Below are 26,806 nucleotides of genomic sequence, written 5' to 3' on the forward strand. Positions count from 1 at the left end.
TTGGAAGATGCAGGAGCAGCAGGACAAGGTTGTCGAGTACCTGAGGCGCGTGACTGCCGACCTCCGGCACGCGCAGCAGCGGGTCCGGGAACTGGAGAACCGCGACCGCGAGCCCGTCGCGATCGTCGGCATGGGCTGCCGTTACCCCGGCGGGGTGCGTTCGCCCGAAGACCTGTGGCGGCTGGTCGCGGACGGCGTGGACGCCATCTCCGACTTCCCGGCCAACCGCGGCTGGGACGTCGAGGGCATGTACGACCCCGATCCGGAGCAGCCCGGCAAGACCTACACCCGGTCCGGCGGCTTCCTGCACGAGGCCGGCGAGTTCGACGCCGGCTTCTTCGGCATGTCCCCGCGCGAGGCACTGGCCACGGACTCCCAGCAACGTCAGCTGCTGGAGACGTCGTGGGAAGCGCTGGAGCGGGCCGGCATCGACCCGGTCTCCCTGCGCGGCAGCCGCACCGGCGTGTTCGCCGGCGTCATGTACAACGACTACAACCGCCTGATCGGCGGCAGCGAGTACGAGGGCTACCAAGGCACCGGCAGCGCACCCAGCGTGCTCTCCGGCCGGGTGTCCTACACCCTGGGCCTGGAGGGGCCCTCGGTCAGCGTGGACACGGCCTGCTCGTCTTCGCTGGTCGCGTTGCACCTCGCGGCGCAGGCACTGCGCAACGACGAGTGCGCGCTGGCCCTGGCCGGCGGCGTCACCGTGATGTCCACTCCGCGTACCTTCCTCGACTTCTCCCGGCAGCGGGGCCTGTCCGCCGACGGCCGCTGCAAGTCCTACGCCGAGTCCGCCGACGGTGTGGGCTGGGCCGAAGGCGTCGGCGTGCTGGTGCTGGAGCGGTTGTCCGACGCCCGCCGCAACGGCCACCAGGTGCTGGCCGTGGTGCGGGGCAGTGCCGTCAACCAGGATGGTGCGTCCAACGGCCTGACCGCGCCGAACGGCCCCTCGCAGCAGCGGGTGATCCGGCAGGCACTGGCGTCGGCCGGCCTGTCCACGCACGACATCGACGTGGTGGAGGGCCACGGGACCGGCACCACGCTGGGTGACCCGATCGAGGCCCAGGCGTTGCTGGCGACCTACGGCCAAGGGCGGGAGACGCCGCTGTGGCTCGGGTCGCTGAAGTCGAACATCGGGCACACCCAGGCCGCGGCCGGCGTGGCCGGCGTGATCAAGATGGTGCTGGCGATGCGGCACGGGGTGCTGCCGCGGACGCTGCACGTGGACGCGCCGTCTTCGCACGTGGACTGGGACGCCGGCGCGGTGAACCTGCTGACCGGGACGCGGGACTGGCCCGCGGTGGATCGTCCGCGCCGGGCGGCGGTGTCGTCGTTCGGGATCAGCGGCACCAACGCCCACACCATCATCGAGCAGGCCGAAGCGGTCGAGGAGCAGGCGCCCGCACCCGAGCGCGAGCCGATGCGGGTGCCGTGGCTGCTGGCGGGCCGCACCGCCGAGGCGTTGCGCGGCCAAGCCGCCGCCCTGGCCGACCGGCTGTCCACACCGGACGCCGACGCGGTGGACGTCGGCTGGTCCCTCGTCTCCTCCCGTTCCGCCTTCGAACACCGTGCCATGGTCCTGGCCGAGGACCGCGAGAGCGGCGCCGAGGCGCTGCGCACCTGGCTGGCCGAGGGCGCGCACCCGGACGTCGGCGCCGGGGTGCTCAGCCGCGGCAAGGTCGCGGTGCTGTTCTCGGGTCAGGGTGCCCAGCGGGCCGGCATGGGCCGTCGGCTGGCCGAGCGGTTCCCGGTGTTCGCGGCGGCCCTGGACGAGATTCTGTCCACTCTGGACATCGACGGCCTGCGCGAAGCGATGTGGTCCGGCGACGGCCTGGACCGAACCGAATACACGCAGCCGGCTCTGTTCGCGGTCGAGGTGGCGTTGTTCCGGCTGGCCGAGTCGTGGGGCGTGCGGCCGGATTTCGTGGCCGGGCACAGCATCGGCGAGATCTCGGCCGCGCATGTGGCCGGGGTGCTGTTGCTGGCCGACGCGTGCCGGCTGGTGGCGGCGCGGGGCCGGTTGATGCAGGCCTTGCCCGCCGGTGGCGCGATGCTGGCCGTGCAGGCCACCGAAGCCGAGGCCGCGGACTGGATCAAGGGCACCCGGGTGTCCATCGCCGCGATCAACGGGCCCGCCGCGGTCGTGCTGGCCGGCCCGGAAGAAGCGGTGCTGGCCCTGGCCGAGGGCCGCCGGGCCAAGCGGCTGCCGGTGTCGCACGCGTTCCACTCCGGTTTGATGGACCCGATGCTGGCCGAGTTCGCCAGGGTCCTGGACGGGATGGAGTTCCGCGCCCCGGAGATCCCCGTGGTCTCCAACCTGAGCGGCCGGTTCGAGACCCGGTTCGACGCCGGGTACTGGGTGCGGCACGTGCGTGGGGCCGTCCGCTTCGCCGACACCCTGCGCTGCCTCTACGACCACGACACCCGCACCTTCCTGGAGCTGGGTCCGGACGCCACGCTCACCACGCACACGGCCGTGCTCGACGGCGTCGTCGCGATTCCCGCACTGCGCAAGGACTCACCCGAGGACGACTCCTTCGTCCGGGCCGCTGCCCAGCTGCACCTGCACGGTGTGGCGGTGGACTGGGCGGCGTTGTTCGCCCCGCTCGAGCCCGGTCGGACCGACCTGCCTACCTATGCCTTCCAGCACCGCACCTACTGGCCGGCCACCCGGGCGGTGGTCGGCGACGCGTCGGGACTCGGGCAGGAGGTCACCGGGCACCCGCTGCTGGCGGCGGCCGTCCCGATGGCCGACGCCTCCGGCGTCGTGCTGACCGGGCGGCTGTCCCGGCATTCGCACCCGTGGTTGTCCGACCACGTGGTCGGCGACCGGATCCTGTTCCCGGGTACGGGGTTCGTGGAGCTGGCGGTGCGGGCCGGTGACGAGGTGGGCTGCGGCCGGGTCGAGGAACTGACCCTGCTGGCCCCGCTGGTGCTGCCCGCCCAGGACGGCGTGCAGCTGCAGGTCCGGGTGGACGCGGCCGCCGACGACGGCCGCCGCACGATCACTGTGTACTCCCGGGTGGAGGGCGGCGAGTGGACGCAGCACGCCGCCGGCACGCTGGCGGCGGATGCTGCCGAGCCGGAGCCCGGCCCGTTCGCGGTCTGGCCGCCGACCGGGGCGCGCCCGGCCGAGGTGACGGACTTCTACGCCGGGCTGGCCGGCCGCGGCCTGCGCTACGGCCCGGTTTTCCAAGGCGTGCAGGCGGTCTGGCAGGGGAGTGCGGGCGAGTGGTTCGCCGAGGTCACCCTGCCGGCGGAGACCGGCACGGACGGCTTCGGCGTGCACCCGGCGTTGCTGGATTCGGCGTTGCACGCGATCGGTTTCACCGGTGTCGGGGGCGATGGTCGGGGTCCGGTGCTGCCGTTCGCTTGGCAGGACGTGAGTTTGCACGCCAGCGGTGCCACCGCGCTGCGGGTGCGTTTGCTGCGTAAGGCCGATGACAGCGTGACGTTGTCGGCGGTCGACCTGGCGGGTGCGCCGGTGCTCAGTGTCGGCGGTCTGACGCTACGGGCCGCCGAGACGTCGGTGGCCGCGATGGACGGTCTGTTCGAGGTGCGGTGGAGCCCGTCGGCCGGGACGGCGCGGACGGGGTTGTCCCGGGTGGCCGTGCTCGGTGCCGAGGACGTCGCCGCGGCCTTGCGCAACGCCGGCCTGGACGTCGTCACAGCGGACAACTTGGCTTCGCTGGCGGAACGGGAAGTCCCGCGGATCGTGCTGGCCCGGGCGCCCGAAGGCGCGGACGTGGTCGCCGGTGCGCACGCGGTGAGTCGTGGGGTGCTGGGCTTGGTGCGGCGGTGGCTGGCCGAGGAGGCGTTCGCCGGTTCGCGGCTGGTCGTGGTGACTCGTGGTGCGGATGTGGTGTCGGCGCCGGTGCTGGGTTTGGTGCGCAGTGCGCGTTCGGAGCATCCGGGCCGGTTCGGGTTGCTGGATCTCGATCCGGCGGCCGAGGTGGACGGTGCGTTGCTGGTTGATGCGCTGGCCGGCGGCGAGAGCGAACTGCGGCTGCGCGACGGCGTCGTGCTGACCGGCGGGTTGCACAGTGTGGACGCCGGGCTGTCGCTGCCGGGCACGCCCGCGTGGCGGCTGACCATGCTGCACCAGGGTTCCGTCGACGGCGTTTCGCTGGAGCCGTGCGATGCCGACCAGGCCGAGCTGGGACCGCGCGAGGTCCGGGTGGCCGTGCGCGCGGCCGGGCTGAACTTCCGGGACGTGCTGACCGTCCTGGGCATGTACCCGGGTGACGCCGGCCCGCTGGGCGCCGAGGCGATGGGCGTGGTCGCGGAGGTCGGCACCGAGGTGACCGGCGTGACCGTGGGCGATCGCGTGATGGGCCGGTTCGCCGGAGGTGTCGGCCCCTTCGCCGTCGTCGACGAGCGCTACCTGGTCCCGGTGCCCGCCGCCTGGTCGGACGCCGAGGGCGCGGGTGCTCCGGTGGTCTACGTGACCGCGCTGTACGGCCTGATCGACGTGGCCGCCGTCCGGCCCGGCGAGCGCGTGCTGATCCACGCCGGTGCCGGTGGTGTCGGGATGGCGGCGATCCAGGTCGCGCAGTGGCTGGGCGCGGAGGTGTTCGCCACGGCCAGTGAGGCGAAGTGGCCGGTGCTGCGGGAGCTGGGGATCGCCGACGACCACATCGCGTCGTCGCGGACCCTCGACTTCGAGGAGCGGTTCCGGGCGGTCAGCGGCGATCACGGCATGGACGTGGTGCTGAACTCGCTGGCGGGTGAATTCACGGACGCGTCGTTGCGATTGCTGGCCGAGGGTGGCCGGTTCGCGGAAATGGGCAAGACCGACATCCGCACCGGGGTACCGGGCTACCGCGCCTTCGACATCGTGGAAGCCGGGCCGGAGCGCACGCAGGAGTTGCTGCGCCAGCTGCTGGCCCTGGTGGAGCAGGGCGCCGCCACCGCGCTGCCGGTCCGCACCTTCGACGTGCGGCGGGCGCCGGAGGCGATGCGGTGGATGAGCCAGGCCAAGCACGTCGGCAAGCTGGTGCTGACCATCCCGCAGGTGTGGGATCACGTCCGGCCGGTGGTGATCACCGGCGGGACGGGTGGTCTGGGCCGGCTGGTGGCCCGGCATCTGATCGAGCGGGGTTTCGGGCATCTGGTGCTGACCAGCCGGCGGGGCCCGGCGGCCGAGGGCATCAGCGAGCTGGTGGCCGACCTGGAGTCGGGCGGGGCGCGGGTCGAGGTCCGGGCCTGCGATTTGACCGACGCCGCGGCGACGGCGGCGCTGGTCGACGAGCTCGGGCCGCTCTCGGGGGTGGTGCACTCGGCCGGGGTGCTGGACGACGGCTTGGTGGAGTCGATGACCCCCGAACGGCTGGACCGGGTCCTGGCGGCCAAGGTCGACGCGGCGTTCCACCTGCACCGCGCGATCGGCGCCACGCCCTTGGTGGTGTTTTCCTCCATCGCCGGGGTGCTGGGGACGGCGGGCCAGGCGAACTACGCGGCCGGCAACGCGTTCCTGGACGCGCTGATGGACCAGCGGCGGGCTGAAGGATTGCCCGGGGTGTCGATCGCCTGGGGTGGCTGGGAGCCGACCGGTGGTATGACGGCGTCGCTGTCGGAGCAGGACGTCGCCCGGATGCGGCGCACCGGGTTCCCGCCCCTGAGCCACGCCGACGGCTTGGCCCTGTTCGACAAGGCGCTGGCTCTGGACGTGCCCGCGGTGGTCGCGACCGGCTTCGACGGCGCCGCGCTGCGGGCCCGGGCCGAGGTGCCGGCCATGCTGCGGACGTTGGCCGGTCCGGCGCGGCCGGTCCGCCGTTCGGCTGTCACTGCGCCGGGTGTGGGTGAGGGCGGCTTCGCTGTGGAGCTGGCCGGGCTGGCGCCGGTGCAGCAGCGGGAGCGGGTCTTGGCGTTGGTCGGTGCGCAGGCGGCGTTGGTGCTGGGGCACGCCGATGCGTCGGAAGTGAGTTCGGAGCGGGAGTTCCGGGAGCTGGGCTTCGACTCCTTGACGGCGGTGGAGTTGCGCAACCGGCTCAGCCAGGCCACCGGCCTGCGGCTGTCCTCGACGTTGGTGTTCGACCACCCGACCCCCGAGCAACTCGCCACGCACCTGCTGGAGCAGCTCGACCCGCAGGCCGCCGCGACCCCGGTCGTCACCGGGACCGTGGCGGCGGACGACGACCCGATCGTCATCGTCGGCATGGCCTGCCGCTTCCCCCACGGCATCACCACCCCCGAACAGCTTTGGGACGTCGTGGCCGAGGGCCGCGAGACCACCACGGCCTTCCCCGAGGATCGCGGCTGGGATCTGGAAACGCTGCTCGGTGGGGGCAACGGCAGCAGCGCCACCGGCTCCGGCGGCTTTCTCACCGACGTGGCCGGGTTCGACGCCGAGTTCTTCGGCATCGCCCCGCGCGAGGCGCTGGCCATGGATCCCCAGCAGCGGCACCTGCTGGAGACGACCTGGGAGGCGCTCGAGCGGTCCGGGATCGACCCGGCCGCGCTGCGCGGCAGCCCCGCCGGCGTCTTCATCGGCTCCTCGGCCAGCGGCTATTCCGCGTTGTCGGCCGGCTCGGCCGAAGCCGAGGGGCTGACTCTGACCGGCAACACGCCGAGTGTGATGTCCGGCCGGCTGGCCTACACGCTGGGCCTGGAGGGTCCGGCGGTCACGGTGGACACGGCGTGTTCGTCGTCGCTGGTCGCCCTGCACCTGGCCGCGCAGTCGCTGCGGCAGGGCGAGTGCTCGCTGGCCGTGGTCGGCGGTGCCACCATCCTCTCCGGGCCGTCGTTGTTCGTGGAGTTCTCCCGGCAGGGCGGTCTGGCCGTTGACGGCCGGTGCAAGGCGTACGCCGACGGGGCCGACGGTACCGGCTGGGCCGAGGGCGTCGGCATGCTGGTCGTGGAACGGCTTTCCGACGCGCGCCGCAACGGCCACGAGGTGCTGGCGGTCGTCCGCGGTTCCGCGGTGAACCAGGATGGTGCGTCGAATGGTTTGACGGCGCCGAACGGTCCTTCGCAGCAGCGGGTGATCCGGCAGGCTCTGGCGTCGGCTGGTTTGTCCACTTCGGACGTCGATGTGGTGGAGGGGCACGGGACGGGTACGAGGCTGGGTGATCCGATCGAGGCTCAGGCGCTGTTGGCGACGTATGGTCAGGAGCGGGAGACGCCGTTGTGGTTGGGTTCGGTGAAGTCGAACATCGGGCATACGCAGGCGGCGGCGGGTGTTGCGGGGATCATCAAGATGGTCATGGCGATGCGGCATGGTGTGCTGCCGCGGACGTTGCATGTGGATGAGCGGTCGTCGCATGTGGACTGGGAGTCGGGTGCGGTCAGCCTGCTGACCGAAACCCGGGATTGGCCGGGACTGGACCGCCCGCGTCGCGCGGCGGTGTCATCGTTCGGGATCAGCGGTACCAACGCCCACACCATCCTCGAAAGCGTTCCCGCCGTGACGCCGGCCGAGCCCGAACGCGAAACCACGCTCGTTCCCTGGCTGCTCTCGGCCAAGTCGCCGGACGCCCTGCAGGCCCAGGCCGCGGCTTTGCTGCAGCGAGCCGGTGATCAGGACAATGTGGACGTCGGCTGGTCGCTGGCGGCCACCCGGACGGCCTTCGAGCACCGTGCGGTGGTTTTGGCTCCCGACACCGAAACCGCGTTGTCTTCCCTGCGGGACGGGGATGTCCTGTCCGGGACCCGCGGTCGCGGCAAGCTGGCCGTCCTGTTTTCCGGCCAGGGCTCGCAGCGCGCGGGGATGGGGCGTGCGCTGTCCGCCCGGTACCCGGTGTTCGCGGCGGCCTTGGACGAGGTGCTGGCCGAGCTGGCCATCGAAAACCTGCGCGAGGTCATGTGGTCCGGGGAGGGCCTGGACCGGACCGAGTACACCCAGCCGGCGTTGTTCGCGGTCGAGGTGGCGTTGTACCGGTTGCTCGAGTCCTGGGGGGTCAAACCTGATTACCTGGCCGGGCACAGCATCGGGGAAATCACGGCGGCCCACGTGGCGGGCGTGTTCTCCCTGGCGGACGCCTGCTCGCTGGTGGCCGCTCGCGGCCGGTTGATGCAGGCGTTGCCCGCCGGCGGGGCGATGCTGGCGGTCCCGGCCACCGAGGCCGAGGCCCTCGCGTGGATCGACGGCACGGACCTGTCCATCGCGGCGGTCAACGGCCCCGAAGCCGTGGTGCTGGCCGGGCCCGCGGAGTCGATCGACGCCCTCCAAATCGAGCGCGCGAAGCGGCTGCCGGTGTCGCACGCGTTCCATTCGAGCTTGATGGAGCCGATGCTGGCGGAGTTCGCTCGGGCCCTGGACGGGATCACGTTCAACGAACCCACGATCCCCGTCGTGTCGAACGTGACCGGCGGGTTCAGTGATCAGGGGAGTATCGAGTACTGGGTCCGGCACGTCCGGGACACGGTTCGCTTCGCCGATGGGGTGAACACCCTGCACGGCGAGGGTGTCCGGACGTTCCTGGAGCTGGGTCCGGACACCACGCTGACCACCCACACCGCCACCCTGGACGGCGTCACCGGGATTCCGGCGTTGCGCAAGGACAGGCCCGAGGACGAGTGCGTCGTCCGGGCGTTGTCGCTGCTGTACATCCAGGGTGCCGCCATCGATTGGGACGCCTTCTTCGCGCCGCTCAAGCCGCGGCGGGTCGACCTGCCCACCTACCCCTTCCAGCACCGGGCGTTCTGGCCGACGCCGCGCCCGGCCCGCGCGGACGCGGCCGGCCTGGGCCTGACGGCCACCCACCACCCGCTGCTGGCCGCCTCCGCGGTGCGTGCCGACGGAGCCGACCTCGACGCGGTGCTGACCGGCAGCCTCTCGCTGCGCACCCACCCGTGGCTGGCCGAGCACGTGGTCAACGGGCAGGTGCTGTTCCCGGGCACCGGGTTCGTGGAGCTGGCCGTCCGGGCCGGCGACGAGGTCGGCTGCGGCACGCTGGACGAGCTGACCCTGCTCGCCCCGCTGGCGATCCCCGAGCGCGCCACCGTGCAGCTGCAGGTCTGGGTGACCGAGGCCGACGCGCAGGGGCGCCGTACGCTCGCCGTGCATTCCCGCACCGAGCAGGCCGGCTGGACCCAGCACGCCACCGGCGTCCTCGGCGCCACCCCCGCCGAGCCGGATCGCGCCGGCCTGGAGACGTGGCCGCCGCCGGGAACACCGGTCGACATCACCACCTGCTACGCCGAGCTGGCCGAGCTGGGCCTGACCTACGGGCCGCTGTTCCGGGGCCTCGAAGCCGTTTGGCGGGGCGGCCCGGACGAGTGGTTCGCCGAGGTCGCCCTGGACGACGAGGCCACCGGTTTCGGTCTGCACCCGGCCCTGCTGGACGCGGCCCTGCACGGCCTCCGCTATGCCGGTGACGGCGGCGGCGCCCGGGTGCCGTTCGCCTGGCGGGACGTGTCCCTGCACGCCGAGGGCGCCACCCGGCTGCGAGTCCGCCTGACCCGCGAGGGCGAGGACACGGTGGCGCTCACGGCCGTCGACCAGGACGGCGCGCCGGTGGTGACGGTGGGTGCGCTTTCGTTGCGGGCCATCGGCGCCGGGCCGCAGGCGGCCCGGGCCGGAGCGGAGCTGCTCCGCCTCGAGTGGACGCCGGTCTCGGCCACCAGCCGCACGGGCCTGTCGCGGATCGTGGTGCTGCGCGCGGACCCGTTCGGCCTGGCCGATCTGCTCCGCGGTACCGGTTTGGAGGTGGGGACCGCCGCCGAGCCGGTCGATCTGGCCCCCGCCACCGGGCCGGCCGATGTGCCGCGGGTGGTGCTGGTCACCGTTCCGGCTGCCGGCACCGATGACCCGGCCGCCGCCGCTCGCCGGGCCACGGGGGACGTGCTTGCCCTCGTGCAGGCGTGGCTCGCCGAGGAGGCCTGCACCGGTTCCCGGCTGGTGTTCGTCACCCGCGACAACGGGCCGGCCGAAGGCGCGGTCCGGGGGCTGATCCGCAGCGCCCGCACCGAGAACCCGGACCGGTTCGCCCTGCTGGAGCTCGCCGGCGAACCGGATGGCCCGTCGCTGCTCGAGGCACTCACCTGCGGTGAGGCGGAGACCCGGCTGACTGCCGGGACCGTCGAAACGCCGCGGCTGCGCCGGACCACCGGCGACGGCTCCGGGGCCTGCTCGGGAACCGTGCTGATCACCGGTGGCACCGGTGGCCTGGGCCGGGTGCTGACCGAGCATCTCCTGGATTCGGGGGCTGAGCGTGTGGTGCTGGCCAGCCGCCGGGGTATCGCGGTCTGGCTGTCCGAAGTGGATGGTCCGGTCGAGGTGCGGGTTTGTGACGTCAGCGATGCCGGGTCGGTGTCGGCGCTGGTCGACGCGGTAGCCGCCGAGTACGGCCTGGACTTGGTGATCCATGCGGCTGGTGTGCTGGCGGACGGTGTGGTGGGTTCGTTGACGCCGGAGTCGCTCGATACTGTGTTCGCTCCGAAGGTCGATGCTGCTTGGCACCTGCACCGTGCCTTGGAGGGGCATCCGGACGTCCGGTTGGTGCTGTTCTCCTCGGTGGCCGGCGTGCTCGGCACCGCCGGACAGGGCAATTACGCTGCGGCGAATTCGTTCCTGGATGCGTTGGCGGAGGTGCGGACGGCGGAGGGGCGTCCGACGTTGTCGGTGGCGTGGGGTCCGTGGGCGCTGGCCGATGGGCTGGTGGGTGAGCTGTCCGAGGCCGATCGGGACCGGATGGCCCGCGCCGGTGTGCCACCGCTGACCGAGGCACAGGGCCTGAGCCTGTTCGACGCGGCCATGGGCTCGACCGGCCGGGTGATCGCCACCGGACTCGATCTGCCCGCGCTGCGCGAACGGCCGGCCGTTCCCGGTGTGCTGCGTGACCTGGCCGGCGGCCCGCGCCGCCGGGTCTCCGCCCGCGCCTCGGTCTCCGGTTCCGGTGCTCTGGCGTCCCGCCTCGCCGGACGCCCACCCGCCGAGCAGGCCGACCTGGTCACCGAGGTCGTCCGGGGCCGGGTGGCCGCCGTGCTCGGCCACGCCACCGGGACGGTGTTCGACGCGGACAAGACGTTTCAGGAGCTGGGTTTCGATTCGCTGACTGCGGTGGAGTTGCGCAACGGTCTGGACGCGGTCACAGATTTGCGGTTGCCGACGACGTTGGTTTTCGATTATCCGACCATCGGCGCGTTGACGGGGTATCTGCTCGAACGGCTGGGCACTGGTGCCGGGCTGCCCGCGCCGGTGACCGCTGTGACGCGGCCGGTGGGTGAGGATCCGGTCGTGATCGTCGGGATGGGGTGTCGTTATCCCGGTGGGGTGGGTTCGCCGGAGGATTTGTGGCGGTTGGTGGCCGATGGGGTGGACGCGATCACGGAGTTCCCGTCCGGTCGTGGTTGGGACTTGGACTCGCTTTACGACCCGGACCCGGAGCACGCGGGCACTTCGTACACCAGGCGTGGTGGTTTCCTGCATGAGGCGGGGGAGTTCGACGCGGAGTTCTTCGGGATGTCTCCGCGTGAGGCGATGGCGACGGATGCGCAGCAGCGTCAGTTGCTGGAGACGTCGTGGGAGGCGTTGGAGCGGGCTGGTATCGACCCGGTTTCGTTGCGGGGCAGTGATACCGGTGTGTTTGCCGGGGTGATGTACAGCGATTACGGTAAGTTGTTGCAGGGCAGTGAGTTCGAGGCCTATCAGGGGATGGGCAGTGCTCCGAGCGTGCTGTCCGGCCGGGTGTCTTACACGTTGGGTCTGGAAGGGCCCGCGGTGAGTGTCGACACGGCGTGTTCGTCGTCCCTGGTGGCGTTGCACTGGGCGGTGCAGGCGCTGCGGGCCGGTGAATGCTCGCTGGCTTTGGCTGGTGGGGTGACGGTGATGGCGACGCCGAACACGTTCATCCAGTTTTCGCGGCAGCGGGGTCTGTCGGAGGATGGTCGGTGCAAGTCTTACGGTGAGGGCGCTGATGGTGTCGGCTGGTCCGAGGGTGCCGGGATGCTGGTCTTGGAGCGGTTGTCCGATGCCCGCCGCAACGGTCACGAGGTCTTGGCGATCATTCGCGGTTCCGCGGTGAATCAGGATGGTGCGTCGAACGGTTTGACGGCGCCGAATGGTCCTTCGCAGCAGCGGGTGATCCGGCAGGCGCTGGCGTCGGCCGGTTTGTCCACATGGGACATCGATGTGGTCGAGGGACACGGCACCGGGACCACGTTGGGCGACCCGATCGAAGCCCAGGCGCTGCTGGCGACCTACGGCCAGGACCGGGAGACTCCGTTGTGGCTGGGCTCGCTGAAGTCCAACATCGGGCACACCCAGGCGGCGGCCGGGGTCGCGGGCGTAATCAAGATGGTCATGGCCATGCGGCACGGCGTGCTCCCGCGGTCCCTGCACGCGGACTCACCGTCCTCACACGTGGACTGGGCCGCCGGTGCGGTGAACCTCCTGACCGAGGAGCGTGACTGGCCCGAAGCCGGACATCCGCGCCGGGCGGGCATCTCGTCGTTCGGGATCAGTGGAACGAACGCGCACACCATCATCGAGGCTCCCGAGCCTGCTCCGGCTGCGCCGGTGGCGGTCCGGGATGACGTGCTGGTGCCGTGGGTGCTGTCCGGCCGCACGCCGGAAGCCCTGGACGCCCAGGCCCGGACGTTGGCCGAGGGGATCGGCGACCAGGACACCGTGGACGTCGGCTGGTCGCTGGCCACCACGCGGACGGACTTCGAGCACCGGGCGGTGCTGCTGGCTTCCGATACCGAGGCGGCGTCGACTTCCCTGCGGAATGGGGATGTCCTGTCGGGCATTCGGGCCCGGGGCAAGCTGGCGGTTTTGTTCTCCGGGCAGGGCGCGCAGCGTGCGGGGATGGGCCGGGAGCTTCATGCCCGGTATCCGGTGTTCGCGGAGGCGCTGGACGAGGTGCTGGCCGAGCTGGGGATCGAGAATCTGCGCGAGGTGATGTGGTCCGGTGCCGGTTTGGACCGGACCGAGTACACGCAGCCGGCGTTGTTCGCGGTGGAGGTGGCGTTGTTCCGGCTGGTGGAGTCGTGGGGTGTCAAGCCGGACTTCGTAGCCGGACACAGTGTCGGGGAGATCACCGCGGCGTATGTGGCGGGTGTGTTGTCGCTGGCGGATGCGTGCTCTCTGGTGGTGGCTCGTGGCCGGTTGATGCAGGCACTGCCGGCAGGCGGCACGATGCTGGCGGTCAAGGCCACCGAGGAACAAGCGCGGCAGTGGACCGACGTATCCATCGCGGCGGTCAACGGACCGAACGCGGTGGTGCTGTCCGGCACCGAGGAGGCGATCGACGGCATCAAGGCGGACCGGGCGAAGCGGTTGCCGGTCAGTCACGCTTTCCACTCGAGCCTGATGGAACCGATGCTGGCGGAATTCGCCCGGGCCCTGGACGGCATCACGTTCCACGAACCCACACTTCCCGTCGTGTCCAACGTGACCGGCGAGTTCAGTGACCAGGGGAGCATCGAGTACTGGGTCCGGCACGTCCGCGACACTGTGCGGTTCGCCGATGGCCTGAACACGCTGCACGGGGAGGGCGTCCGGACGTTCCTGGAGCTCGGCCCGGACGCCACCCTCACCACCCACACGGCAAGCCTGGACGAGGTGACCGGGATTCCGGCCCTGCGCAAGGACAAACCCGAAAACGAAACCCTGCTTCGCGCCCTCGCCGGGCTCTACGTCCAAGGTGTCGGCGTCGACTGGGACGCCTTCTTCGCCCCGCTCGGGCCACGCCGGGCGACGCTGCCCACCTACCCCTTCCAGCACCGCACCTACTGGCCCGCCACCCGGGCGGTGGCCGGGAACGCGGCCGGCCTCGGCCAGGACGTCACCGGACACCCGCTGCTCGGCGCGATCCTCACCGTGGCCGGCTCCGAAGACGTGCTCCTCACCGGACGCCTGTCCCTGCACTCCCACCCGTGGCTGTCCGACCACGTGGTCGGCGACCGGGTGCTGTTCCCGGGCACCGGGTTCGTGGAGCTGGCGGTGCGGGCCGGGGACGAGGTGGGCTGCGGCCGCGTCGACGAGCTGACCCTGCTGGCCCCCCTGGTCCTCCCCGCCCGGGGCGCGGTCCAGGTGCAGGTCCGAGTCGGCGAGCCGGACGCCCAGGGCCGCCGCGCGCTCGGCGTGCACTCCCGCGCCGAGGGCGGCGACTGGACCCAGCACGCCACCGGCTCGGTCAGCGGCGACACGGCCGAGCCCGACACCACCGGCCTGACCACCTGGCCACCGCCGGGCGCGCAGCGGGCCGGCACCGAGGACTTCTACGCCGGTCTGGCCCGGCTCGGCCTGCACTACGGCCCGCGGTTCCAGGGCCTCACCGGCGTCTGGCAGGGCGGCGACGACGAGTGGTTCGCCGAGGTCGCCCTGGACGACGAGGCCACCGGTTTCGGTCTGCACCCGGCGTTGCTGGATTCGGCGTTGCACGCGATCGGTTTCACCGGTGTCGGGGGCGATGGTCGGGGTCCGGTGCTGCCGTTCGCTTGGCAGGACGTGAGTTTGCACGCCAGCGGTGCCACCGCGCTGCGGGTGCGTTTGCTGCGTAAGGCCGATGACAGCGTGACGTTGTCGGCGGTCGACCTGGCGGGTGCGCCGGTGCTCAGTGTCGGCGGTCTGACGCTACGGGCCGCCGAGACGTCGGTGGCCGCGATGGACGGTCTGTTCGAGGTGCGGTGGAGCCCGTCGGCCGGGACGGCGCGGACGGGGTTGTCCCGGGTGGCCGTGCTCGGTGCCGAGGACGTCGCCGCGGCCTTGCGCAACGCCGGCCTGGACGTCGTCACAGCGGACAACTTGGCTTCGCTGGCGGAACGGGAAGTCCCGCGGATCGTGCTGGCCCGGGCGCCCGAAGGCGCGGACGTGGTCGCCGGTGCGCACGCGGTGAGTCGTGGGGTGCTGGGCTTGGTGCGGCGGTGGCTGGCCGAGGAGGCGTTCGCCGGTTCGCGGCTGGTCGTGGTGACTCGTGGTGCGGATGTGGTGTCGGCGCCGGTGCTGGGTTTGGTGCGCAGTGCGCGTTCGGAGCATCCGGGCCGGTTCGGGTTGCTGGATCTCGATCCGGCGGCCGAGGTGGACGGTGCGTTGCTGGTCGATGCGCTGGCCGGCGGCGAGAGCGAACTGCGGCTGCGCGACGGCGCCGTGCTGACCGGCGGCCTGACCGCCGTGCGGCCGGGCCTGCCGGTGCCGGCGGACAGCGCGGGCTGGCGGCTCGGCATGGTCGCGCAGGGCAGCCTCGACGGCCTCGCGCTGGAACCCTGCGACGCGGCGGAAGCGGAGCTGACGGGCCGTCAAGTCCGGGTCGCGGTGCGCGCGGCCGGGCTCAACTTCCGGGACGTGCTCAACGCTTTGGGCATGTACCCGGGCGACGCCGGCCTGCTCGGAGCCGAGGCGATGGGCGTGGTCACCGAGATCGGGCCCGAGGCGGGCGACCTACGGGTCGGTGACCGCGTGATGGGCCGCATCGGCGGCGGCTTCGGCCCGTTCGCCGTCGTCGACGAGCGGTTCCTCGCCCCGGTGCCGGCCCGCTGGTCCGATGTGGACGCCGCCGGGGCTCCGGTGGCCTACCTGACCGCGCTGTACGGCCTTCAGGACATCGCCGGCCTCCGCGCCGGCGAGCGCGTGCTGATCCACGCCGGTGCCGGTGGTGTCGGGATGGCGGCGATCCAGGTCGCGCGGTGGCTGGGTGCGGAGGTGTTCGCGACCGCCAGTGAGCTGAAGTGGCCGGTGCTGCGGGAGTTCGGGGTCGCCGACGACCACATCGCGTCGTCGCGGACCCTCGACTTCGAGGAGCGGTTCCGGGCGGTCAGCGGTGGTCACGGCATGGACGTGGTGCTGAACTCACTGGCCGGGGAGTTCACCGACGCGTCGCTGCGGCTGCTCGCCGACGGCGGCCGGTTCGCCGAGATGGGCAAGACCGACATCCGCACCGATGTGCCCGGCTACCGCGCCTTCGACATCATCGACGCCGGGCCCGACCGCACGCAGGAACTGCTGCGCCGGCTCCTGACCCTCGTCGACGACGGGATCGTGCAGGCCTTGCCCGCCCGCACCTTCGACGTGCGGCGGGCGCCGGAGGCGATGCGGTGGATGAGCCAGGCCAAGCACGTCGGCAAGATCGTCTTCACCATCCCCCGGACGTGGGACCACGCCCGGCCGGTCGTGATCACCGGCGGGACGGGTGGTCTGGGCCGGCTGGTGGCCCGGCATCTGATCGAGCGAGGTTTCCGGCATCTGGTGCTGACCAGCCGGCGGGGCCCGGCGGCCGAGGGCATCAGCGAGCTGGTGGCCGACCTGGAGTCGGGCGGGGCGCGGGTCGAGGTCCGGGCCTGCGACCTCACCGACGCCACCGCGACGGCGGCGCTCATCGACGACCTGGCACCGCTGTCCGCGGTCGTGCACTCGGCCGGCGTGCTGGACGACGGCCTCGTGGAGTCGATGACCCCCGAACGGCTGGACCGGGTCCTGGCGGCCAAGGTCGACGCCGCCTGGAACCTGCACCGGGCCGTGCCGGACGTCCCGCTGGTGGTGTTCTCCTCCATCGCCGGGGTGCTCGGCACGGCGGGCCAATCCAACTACGCCGCCGGCAACACCTTCCTGGACGCGCTGATGGAGCAACGCCGGACCGAAGGCCGGCCCGGGCTGTCGATCGCCTGGGGAGGCTGGGAGCCCACCGGTGGCATGACCGCTTCACTGTCCGAACAGGACGTCGCCCGGATGCGGCGCACCGGGTTCCCGCCCCTGAGCCACGCCGATGGCCTGGCCCTGTTCGACGCCGCCATCGCCACGGACGCCGCGCACGTCGTGGCCACCGGCTTCGACGCCGCCGCGCTGCGGGCCCGGGCCGAGGTGCCCGCCATGCTGCGGACGTTGGCCGGTCCGGCACGGACGGTCCGCCGGTCGGCTGCCACTGCGCCCGGCGCGGGCGAGAATGGCTTCGCAGCGGAACTGGCGGTTTTGACGCCGGTGCAGCAGCGGGAGCGGGTACTGGCGTTGGTCGGTGCGCAGGCCGCGTTGGTGCTGGGCCACGCCGAGGCGTCGGAGGTCGGTTCCGAACGGGAGTTCCGCGAACTGGGCTTCGACTCGCTGACCGCGGTGGAGTTGCGCAACCGGCTCAGCCAGGCCACTGGCCTGCGGCTGTCCTCGACGTTGGTGTTCGACCACCCGACCCCCGAGCAACTCGCCACACACCTGCTGGAGCAGCTCGACCCGCAGGTCGAGGCGACCGCGGCGGTGCCGGGCACGATCGTGCACGACGACGACCCGATCGTCATCGTCGGCATGGCCTGCCGCTTCCCCCACGGCGTCCGCTCGCCCGAAGACCTCTGGCAGCTGGTCGCCTCCGGCGGCGACGCCATCGCCGAGTTCCCCGAGGATCGCGGCTGGGACCTGGCCACGCTGACCGGCGACGGCCCCGGCCACAGCGACACGCACCGCGGCGGTTTTCTCACCGAAGTGGCCGGGTTCGACGCCGAGTTCTTCGGCATCGCCCCGCGCGAGGCGCTGGCCATGGATCCCCAGCAGCGCCAGTTGCTGGAGACCGCCTGGGAGGCACTGGAACGGTCCGGGATCGACCCGGCCACGCTGCGCGGCAGCCCCGCCGGCGTCTTCATCGGCGCGTCCTCCAGCGGGTACTCCGCGTTGTCGGCCGGTTCAGCCGAGGCTGAAGGCCTGACTCTGACCGGCAACACGCCGAGTGTGATGTCCGGCCGGCTGGCCTACACGCTGGGCCTGGAGGGTCCGGCGGTCACGGTGGACACGGCGTGCTCGTCGTCGCTGGTCGCGCTGCACTGGGCGGCCCAGGCACTGCGCAGCGGCGAGTGCTCGCTCGCGCTCACCGGCGGTGCCACCATCCTGTCCAGCCCCTCGTTGTTCGTGGAGTTCTCCCGGCAGGGCGGTCTGGCCGTCGACGGCCGGTGCAAGGCGTACGCCGACGGGGCCGACGGTACCGGCTGGGCCGAGGGCGTCGGCATGCTGGTCGTGGAACGGCTTTCCGACGCGCGCCGCAACGGCCACGAGGTGCTGGCGGTCGTCCGCGGTTCCGCGGTGAACCAGGATGGTGCCTCGAATGGTCTGACGGCGCCGAACGGTCCTTCGCAGCAGCGGGTGATCCGGCAGGCTCTGGCGTCGGCTGGTTTGTCCACTTCGGACGTCGATGTGGTGGAGGGGCACGGGACGGGTACGAGGCTGGGTGATCCGATCGAGGCTCAGGCGCTGTTGGCGACGTATGGTCAGGAGCGGGAGACGCCGTTGTGGTTGGGTTCGGTGAAGTCGAACATCGGGCATACGCAGGCGGCGGCGGGTGTTGCGGGGATCATCAAGATGGTCATGGCGATGCGGCATGGTGTGCTGCCGCGGACGTTGCATGTGGATGAGCGGTCGTCGCATGTGGACTGGGAGTCGGGTGCGGTCAGCCTGCTGACCGAGACCCGGGATTGGCCGGGACTGGACCGCCCGCGTCGCGCGGCGGTGTCGTCGTTCGGGATCAGCGGTACCAACGCCCACACCATCCTCGAGCAGCCGGCCGAGCCTGCTCCGGTCGTCGAAGCCAGTACGGAAGATGTGCTGGTGCCGTGGGTGCTGTCGGCCAAGTCCCCGGACGCCCTGACGGCGCAGGCCGCGGCCTTGCCTGAGCGGGCCGTCGGCGAGGCGGCGGTGGACGTGGCCTGGTCGCTGGCCAGGACACGCTCCGCCTTCGAGCACCGTGCGGTGGTGCTGGCCGCCGACACCGAGACCGCGCTGACTTCCCTGCGGAACGGGGAGGTTCTGTCGGGCACTCGGGTGCGGGGCAAGCTGGCGGTTTTGTTCTCGGGTCAGGGTGCGCAGCGGGCGGGGATGGGCCGTGAGTTGTACGTCCGGTATCCGGTGTTCGCGGAGGCGCTGGACGAGGTGCTGGCCGAGCTGGAGATCGAGAATCTGCGTGAAGTGATGTGGTTCGGGGACGGCCTGGATCGGACCGAGTACACGCAGCCGGCGTTGTTCGCGGTGGAGGTGGCGTTGTTCCGGCTGGTGGAGTCGTGGGGTGTCAAGCCGGACTTCGTAGCCGGACACAGTGTCGGGGAGATCACCGCGGCGTATGTGGCGGGTGTGTTGTCGTTGGCGGATGCGTGTTCCCTGGTGGCGGCTCGTGGCCGGTTGATGCAGGCACTGCCCGCGGGTGGGGCGATGCTGGCGGTCCGGGCGACCGAGGAGCAGGCGCGGCAATGGACTGAGGTGTCGATTGCGGCGGTCAACAGCCCGAACGCGGTCGTGTTGTCGGGCAGCGAGGAGGCGATCGACGGGATCAGGGCGGACCGCGCGAAGCGGTTGCCGGTCAGCCACGCGTTCCACTCCAGCCTGATGGAGCCGATGCTGGCCGAGTTCGCCCGGGCTCTCGACGGGATCACGTTCCACGAACCCACACTTCCCGTCGTGTCCAACGTGACCGGCGGGTTCAGGGACCAGGGCAGTATCGAGTACTGGGTCCGGCACGTCCGCGACACCGTCCGCTTCGCCGATGGCCTGAACACCCTGCACGGGGAAGGCGTCCGGACGTTCCTGGAGCTGGGTCCCGACGCCACCCTGACCACCCACGTGGCCGAGCTGGCCGGGGTCACCGGGATTCCGGCGTTGCGCAAGGACAAGCCCGAGGGCGAGTGCGTCGTCCGGGCGTTGTCGCTGCTGTACATCCAGGGTGCCGCCATCGATTGGGACGCCTTCTTCGCGCCGCTCAAGCCGCGGCGGGTCGACCTGCCCACCTACCCCTTCCAGCACCAGGTGTTCTGGCCGAAGCCGCGGGCCAACGCCGGGGACGCGACCGGGTTCGGCCTGGCCGCGACCGGGCACCCGCTGCTGAGTGCCGCGGTCGCCATGGCCGACGCCTCCGGGGTGGTGCTCACCGGCTCCCTGTCCCTGCGCACGCACCCGTGGCTGGCCGAGCACGTCGTCAACGGGCAGGTGCTGTTCCCGGGCACCGGGTTCGTCGAGCTGGCCATCCGGGCCGGCGACGAGGCCGGCTGCGCCCGGCTGGCCGACTTGACCCTGCTCGCGCCGCTGGCCCTGCCGGCCCGCGAGCCGGTCCAGATCCAGGTGCGGGTGGCGGCCGAACAGGCCGACGGCACCCGCGGCCTCATGATCTACTCCCGGTCCGGCTCCGGCCACGACTGGATCCAGCACGCCACCGGCACCCTCCGGCCCGGCGCCGCCGCGACCGGGAGCACCGGCCTGGAAACCTGGCCCCCGGCGGCGACCCCGGTCGACATCGAGACCTTCTACGCCGAACTCGAAGCGCTCGGCCTGGCCTACGGACCCCGGTTCCGCGGTGTCGAGTCGGTCTGGAAGGGCGCCGGGAACGAGTGGTTCGCCGAGGTCGCCCTGGACGCGGAGACCGACGGCTTCGGGGTGCACCCGGCCTTGCTGGACGCCGCCCTGCACGGCATCCGCTACCTGCGTTCCGGGGAGCCCGGCGGCGCGGTCGTGCCGTTCGCCTGGCACGACGTCGAGCTGCACGCCACCGGAGCCACCCGGCTGCGGGTCCGGCTGACCCGCTCGGGCGAGGACACCATCGCCCTCGCCGCCACCGATCACGACGGCGTGCCGGTGGTGACCGTGGGCTCGCTGACCCTGCGCTCGGCCGGCACCGCGCCGGTCGCCGTGCGCCGCGAGGGCCTGTTCGACGTCGACTGGACCCCGGCCACCGCCACCTCCCGGACCGGCCTGTCCCGCATCGCGGTCGTCGGCGCCGAGGACCTCGCCGGCCTCCTGCTCGGCGCCGGGCTGCCCGTGCAGACCGCGTCCGACCTGGCCGCGCTGGCCGCCACGGACGTGCCCCGCGTCGTCCTGGCCGAGGTCGCGCCGCCGGCGGGTGACGTGCCGTCCGGCGTGCACACCCTCACCGCCGAGGTGCTGGACCTGGTCCAGCGCTGGCTGGCCGAGGAGGCCTTCGCCGGCTCACGGCTCGTGCTGCTGACCCGCCATGCCGGCGTGCGGACCGCTCCTGCCCGCGGCCTGGTCCGCAGTGCACTCGCCGAAAACCCCGGCCGGTTCGCCCTGCTCGACCTGGCCGGCACACCGGACGCGGCCCTCCTGATCGAAGCCCTGACCTGCGGCGAGCCCGAGGTTCGCGTGACCGGCGACGCCGTGCTGGCTCCCCGGCTGCACCGGGCCACCGCGGCCGGCTCCGGGACCTGCTCCGGGACCGTGCTGATCACCGGTGGCACCGGTGGGGTCGGCCGGGTGCTGACCAAGCATCTCCTGGATTCGGGGGCCGAGCGTGTGGTGCTGGCCAGCCGCCGGGGCACCGCGGCGTGGCTGTCCGAAGTGGATGGTCCGGTCGAGGTGCGTACCTGTGACGTCAGCGATGCCGGGTCGGTGTCGGCGCTGGTCGACGCGGTAGCCGCCGAGTACGGCCTGGACTTGGTGATCCACGCGGCCGGTGTGCTGGCGGACGGTGTGGTGGGTTCGCTGACGCCGGAGTCGCTCGATACCGTGCTCGCTCCGAAGGTCGACGCCGCCTGGCACCTGCACCGCGCTCTCGAGCAGCACCCGGACGTCCGGTTGGTGCTGTTCTCCTCGGTGGCCGGCGTGCTCGGCACCGCCGGACAGGGCAATTACGCTGCCGCGAACTCGTTCCTGGACGCGTTGGCGGAGGTCCGGACGGCGGAGGGGCGTCCGACGTTGTCGGTGGCGTGGGGGCCCTGGGCGCTGGCCGACGGCCTGGTGGGTGAGCTGTCCGAGGCCGATCGGGACCGGATGGCCCGCGCCGGTGTGCCACCGCTGCCCGCCGACCGGGCGCTGGCCCTGCTGGACGCGGCCCTGACCGTCGACGGCCGGATCGTGGCGACCGGACTGGACGTGGCCGCGCTGCGCGAGCGGGCGGTGCTGCCCGGCGTCCTGCGGGACGTCGCCGGCAGCGTCCGTCGCCGGGTCTCCCGCGCCGACGCGCCCGCCGCGGCCGACCTGACCCGGCGCTTGGCCGCGCTGACCCCGGCCGAGCAGGCCGAGGCCGTGGCCGAGGTGATCGGCGGCCGGATCGCGGCCGTGCTCGGCCACGCCACCGGGACGGTGTTCGATGCGGACAAGACGTTCCAGGAGCTGGGTTTCGATTCGCTGACCGCGGTGGAGTTGCGCAACGGCCTGGACGCGGCTACGGACTTGCGCCTGCCGACCACTCTGGTCTTCGACTATCCGACCATCGGCGCGTTGACCGGCTATCTGCTCGAACGCCTGGGTTCCGGTGCCGGGCAGTCCGGGCAGGTGACCGCCGTGACGCGGCCGGTGAGCGACGATCCGATCGTGATCGTCGGCATGGGGTGCCGCTATCCCGGCGGGGTCAGTTCGCCGGAAGATCTGTGGCGGTTGGTGGCCGATGGGGTGGACGCGATCACGGAGTTCCCGTCCGGTCGTGGTTGGGACTTGGACTCGCTTTACGACCCGGACCCGGAGCACGCGGGCACTTCGTACACCAGGCGTGGTGGTTTCCTGCATGAGGCGGGGGAGTTCGACGCCGAGTTCTTCGGAATGTCCCCGCGTGAGGCGATGGCGACGGATGCGCAGCAGCGCCAGCTGCTGGAAACCTCGTGGGAGGCGTTGGAGCGGGCCGGTATCAACCCGGTTTCGCTGCGGGGCAGTGATACCGGTGTGTTCGCCGGGGTGATGTACAGCGACTACGGCAAGTTGTTGCAGGGCAGTGAGTTCGAGGCCTATCAGGGGATGGGCAGTGCTCCGAGCGTGCTGTCCGGCCGCGTCTCCTACACGTTGGGTCTGGAAGGCCCGGCGGTGAGCGTCGACACCGCGTGTTCGTCGTCGCTGGTCGCCCTGCACTGGGCCGTCCAGGCGCTGCGGGCGGGGGAGTGCTCGCTGGCTTTGGCTGGTGGGGTGACGGTGATGGCGACGCCGAACACGTTCATCCAGTTTTCGCGGCAGCGGGGTCTGTCGGAGGATGGTCGGTGCAAGTCTTACGGTGACGGCGCTGATGGTGTCGGCTGGTCCGAGGGTGCCGGGATGCTGGTCTTGGAGCGCCTCTCCGACGCGCGCCGCAACGGTCACGAGGTCTTGGCGATCATTCGCGGTTCCGCGGTGAATCAGGATGGTGCGTCGAACGGTTTGACGGCGCCGAATGGTCCTTCGCAGCAGCGGGTGATCCGGCAGGCGCTGGCGTCGGCCGGTTTGTCCACATGGGACATCGATGTGGTCGAGGGACACGGCACCGGGACCACGTTGGGCGACCCGATCGAAGCCCAGGCGCTGCTGGCGACCTACGGCCAGGACCGGGAGACTCCGTTGTGGCTGGGCTCGCTGAAGTCGAACATCGGGCACACCCAGGCGGCGGCCGGGGTCGCGGGCATCATCAAGATGGTCATGGCCATGCGGCACGGCGTGCTGCCGCGGTCCCTGCACTCGGGTGACCCGTCCTCGCACGTCGACTGGGAATCGGGGGCGGTCTCGCTCCTCAGCGAAAGCCGGGGCTGGCCCGAGGCGCACCGCCCCCGCCGCGCCGCCGTCTCGTCGTTCGGCATCAGCGGGACGAACGCGCACACCGTCATCGAGGCTCCCGAGCCTGCTCCGGCCGCGCCGGTGGTCGTCCGGGACGACGTGCTGGTGCCGTGGGTCCTCTCCGCTCGCACGCCGGAAGCCCTGCGTGACCAGGCCCGGACGTTGGCGGAAGGGATCGGCGACCAGGACAGCGTGGATATCGGCGGGTCCCTGGCCACCAGCCGGGCCGCTTTCGAGCACCGGGCTGTGGTGCTGGCCGAGGCCCACGCCGTGGACAGCTTGCGGTCCTGGGCGGCCGAAGGCGTGCACGCCAACGTGATCAGCGGTGCGCGGGTCCGGGGCAAGCTGGCGGTTTTGTTCTCGGGTCAGGGTGCGCAGCGGGCGGGGATGGGCCGTGAGTTGTACGTCCGGTATCCGGTGTTCGCGGAGGCGCTGGACGAGGTGCTGGCCGAGCTGGGGATCGAGAATCTGCGTGAAGTGATGTGGTCCGGGGACGGCCTGGATCGGACGGAATACACGCAGCCGGCGTTGTTCGCGGTGGAGGTGGCGTTGTTCCGGCTGGTGGAGTCGTGGGGTGTCAAGCCGGACTTCGTTGCTGGGCACAGTGTCGGGGAGATCACCGCGGCGTATGTGGCGGGTGTGTTGTCGTTGGCGGATGCGTGTTCCCTGGTGGTGGCTCGTGGCCGGTTGATGCAGGCACTGCCCGCGGGTGGGGCGATGCTGGCGGTCCGGGCGACCGAGGAAGAGGCGCGGCTGTGGACTGAGGTGTCGATTGCGGCGGTTAATGGGCCGAATGCGGTGGTGTTGTCGGGCAGCGAGGAGGCGATCGACGGGATCAGGGCGGACCGCGCGAAGCGGCTGCCGGTGTCGCACGCGTTCCATTCCAGCCTGATGGAACCGATGCTGGCGGAGTTCGCTCGGGCCCTGGACGGGATCACGTTCCACGAGCCCGCGATCCCCGTCGTGTCCAACGTGACCGGCGGGTTCAGCGATCAGGGGACTATCGAGTACTGGGTCCGGCACGTCCGGGACACGGTTCGCTTCGCCGATGGGGTGAACACCCTGCACGGGGAAGGCGTCCGGACGTTCCTGGAGCTGGGTCCCGACGCCACCCTCACCACCCACGTGGCGGAGCTGGACGAGGTGACCGGGATTCCGGCCCTGCGCAAGGACAAACCCGAAAACGAAACCCTGCTCCGCGCCCTCGCCGGGCTCTACGTCCAAGGTGTCGGCGTCGACTGGGACGCCTTCTTCGCCCCGCTCGGGCCGCGCCGGGCGACGCTGCCCACCTACCCCTTCCAGCACCAGACCTACTGGCCGATCCCGAAGGCGGCGGCCGCCCAGGCCGATCCGGTGGACGCCGAGTTCTGGGCCGCGGTGGAACGCGAGGACAGCCGGACCCTGGCCGGCGAACTGGGCCTCGACGGCGCCTCGCTGGACACCGTCCTGCCGGCCCTCGCCTCGTGGCGTACCCGCTCGCGCGAACAAAGCGTGGTCGACCCCTGGCGCTACCGGATCACCTGGGCCCCGCTGCCCGAGCCGGACGAGGTGCGGCCGGGTACCTGGCTGCTCGTCGAGCCCGGCGACCGGACGCACCAGGAGTGGGCCGACCACGTCGAGAACGCCCTGACCGGTCAGGGCCTGATCGTCCTGAGGTCCACAGTGGACCGGATGCCGGTGGACGAGCCGATCGCCGGGGTGCTGTCCCTGCTCGGCATCGCCGAACACGCCTGCGCCGGATTCGGCTCGGTGCCCTCCGGGCTGGCCGGCACGGCCGAGCTGCTCAAGGCACTGGCCGGTCGGGGGATCACCGCGCCGGTGTGGTGCGCCACCTCGGGCGCGGTCGGCGTCGAGGACGGCGAGCCGGTGCCCCACCCCCTCCAGGCGACGATCTGGGGCCTCGGGCGCGGCGCCGCGCTCGAGTACCCGCGGCAGTGGGGCGGCCTCGTCGACCTGCCGGCCGAGCTGGACGAGCGGGCCGCCCGCAGGCTGGCCGCGACCCTGTCCGGGGCCGGCGGCGAAGACCAGGTCGCGATCCGCGAGTCCGGCAGCTACGCCCGCCGGATGGTCCGCGCCCGCCGCACCCCGGGTAGCGCCCGTCGCCAGTGGCGGCCGCGCGGCACCGTGCTGATCACCGGCGGCACCGGCGGCCTCGGGGCCACCATCGCCCGCTGGGCCGCGAAGAACGGCGCCGAACACCTGGTCCTGGCCAGCCGCCGGGGCCCGGCCGCCCCGGGCGCGGCCGACCTGCGCGAGGAACTGGCCGCGCACGGCGCCCAGGTCACCGTGGCCGCCTGCGACGTCGCCGACAAGGAGCAGCTGGCCGCGCTGCTGGCCGAAATCGGCGGCCCGCACCCGCTGCGGGCGGTGTTCCACGCCACCGGCGTGGCCGACCACCAGCCCATCGCCGAACTCGGCACAGACAGCCTCGACACCACGCTGCGGGCCAAGGTCACCTCGGCCCGGCACCTGGCCGAGCTGACCCGCGACGCCGAGCTGGACGCCTTCGTGCTGTTCTCCTCGATCGCCGCGGTCTGGGGCAGCCACAGCCAGCCCGGCTACTGCGCCGCCAACACCTACCTGGACGCGCTGGCCCAGTCCCGCCGCGCCGACGGCCTCCCGGCCACCTCGGTGTCCTGGGGCGCCTGGGCCGAAGCGGGGATGCTGGCCGGTTCGGCCGACCTGGACGTCCTCCGAAGCATGGGTGTCACCCCGATGCGCCCCGCGTACGCCGTGGCCGCGCTGCAGCAGGCCCTGGACGACGACGAGACACTGCTGACCGTGGCCGACGTGGACTGGGCCACCTTCGCGCCCCGGTTCACCGTGCAGCGGCCCAGCCCGCTGCTGGGCGACCTGCCCGAGGTGCGGACCGCGCTGGCCACCGCGGGCGCGGCCGAACCCGCCGCGGACCGCGTCGCCGAACTGCGCGGACGCCTGGCCGGTGCGCCCGCCGCCGAGCGCGAGCGCGAACTGGTCAAGCTGGTCCGCGCCGCGGCGGCCCGCGTCCTCGGCCACGCCGGACCGGCGGCCATCCCGCCCGACCGGCCGTTCTCCGAACTGGGCTTCGACTCGCTCACCGCGGTCGAGCTGCGCAAGGGACTGGTCGGCGCGACCGGCCTGGCCCTGCCGGCCTCCCTGGTCTTCGACCGGCCCAGCCCGGCGGTCCTGGCCCGGTTCCTGCTGGCAGAACTGTTCCCCGCGGGCGGTCCGGCCGGGGACGGCGGCGCCGAGACGGCGCGGTACCAGGAGCTGCTGGCGGCGATCCCGCCGGCCCGGCTCCGCCGTTCCGGCCTGCTGGACATGCTGACCCGGCTGGCCGAGGACGGCGAGGGGACCGACGAAAACGGCGACGCCCGCCCGGATGGCGGCAGCTCGCTGGACGAGATGGACGGCGAAAGCCTGCTGCGGCTGGTGCGCGACAGCGCCCAGATCAACTGACCG

General features: G+C 72.2%; 1 protein-coding gene. It reads left to right on the forward strand.

All coding sequences use genetic code 11. The features are described 5' to 3' along the window. The first annotated feature begins 7 nt into the window (after nucleotides 1-7). Complete coding sequence (locus A3CE_RS58245; protein WP_020638040.1) at nucleotides 8-26,803, forward strand: type I polyketide synthase; 26,796 nt, start codon at nucleotides 8-10, stop codon at nucleotides 26,801-26,803. Nucleotides 26,804-26,806 lie beyond the last annotated feature (3 nt).

Origin of the sequence: Amycolatopsis balhimycina FH 1894, assembly GCF_000384295.1 — a bacterium.
Taxonomy (GTDB): domain Bacteria; phylum Actinomycetota; class Actinomycetes; order Mycobacteriales; family Pseudonocardiaceae; genus Amycolatopsis; species Amycolatopsis balhimycina.

What these genes read in the sequence shown, in the direction of transcription:
- A3CE_RS58245 (WP_020638040.1), top strand. Translation starts at nt 8, where the DNA reads ATGCAGGAGCAGCAGGACAAGGTTGTCGAGTACCTGAGGCGCGTGACT.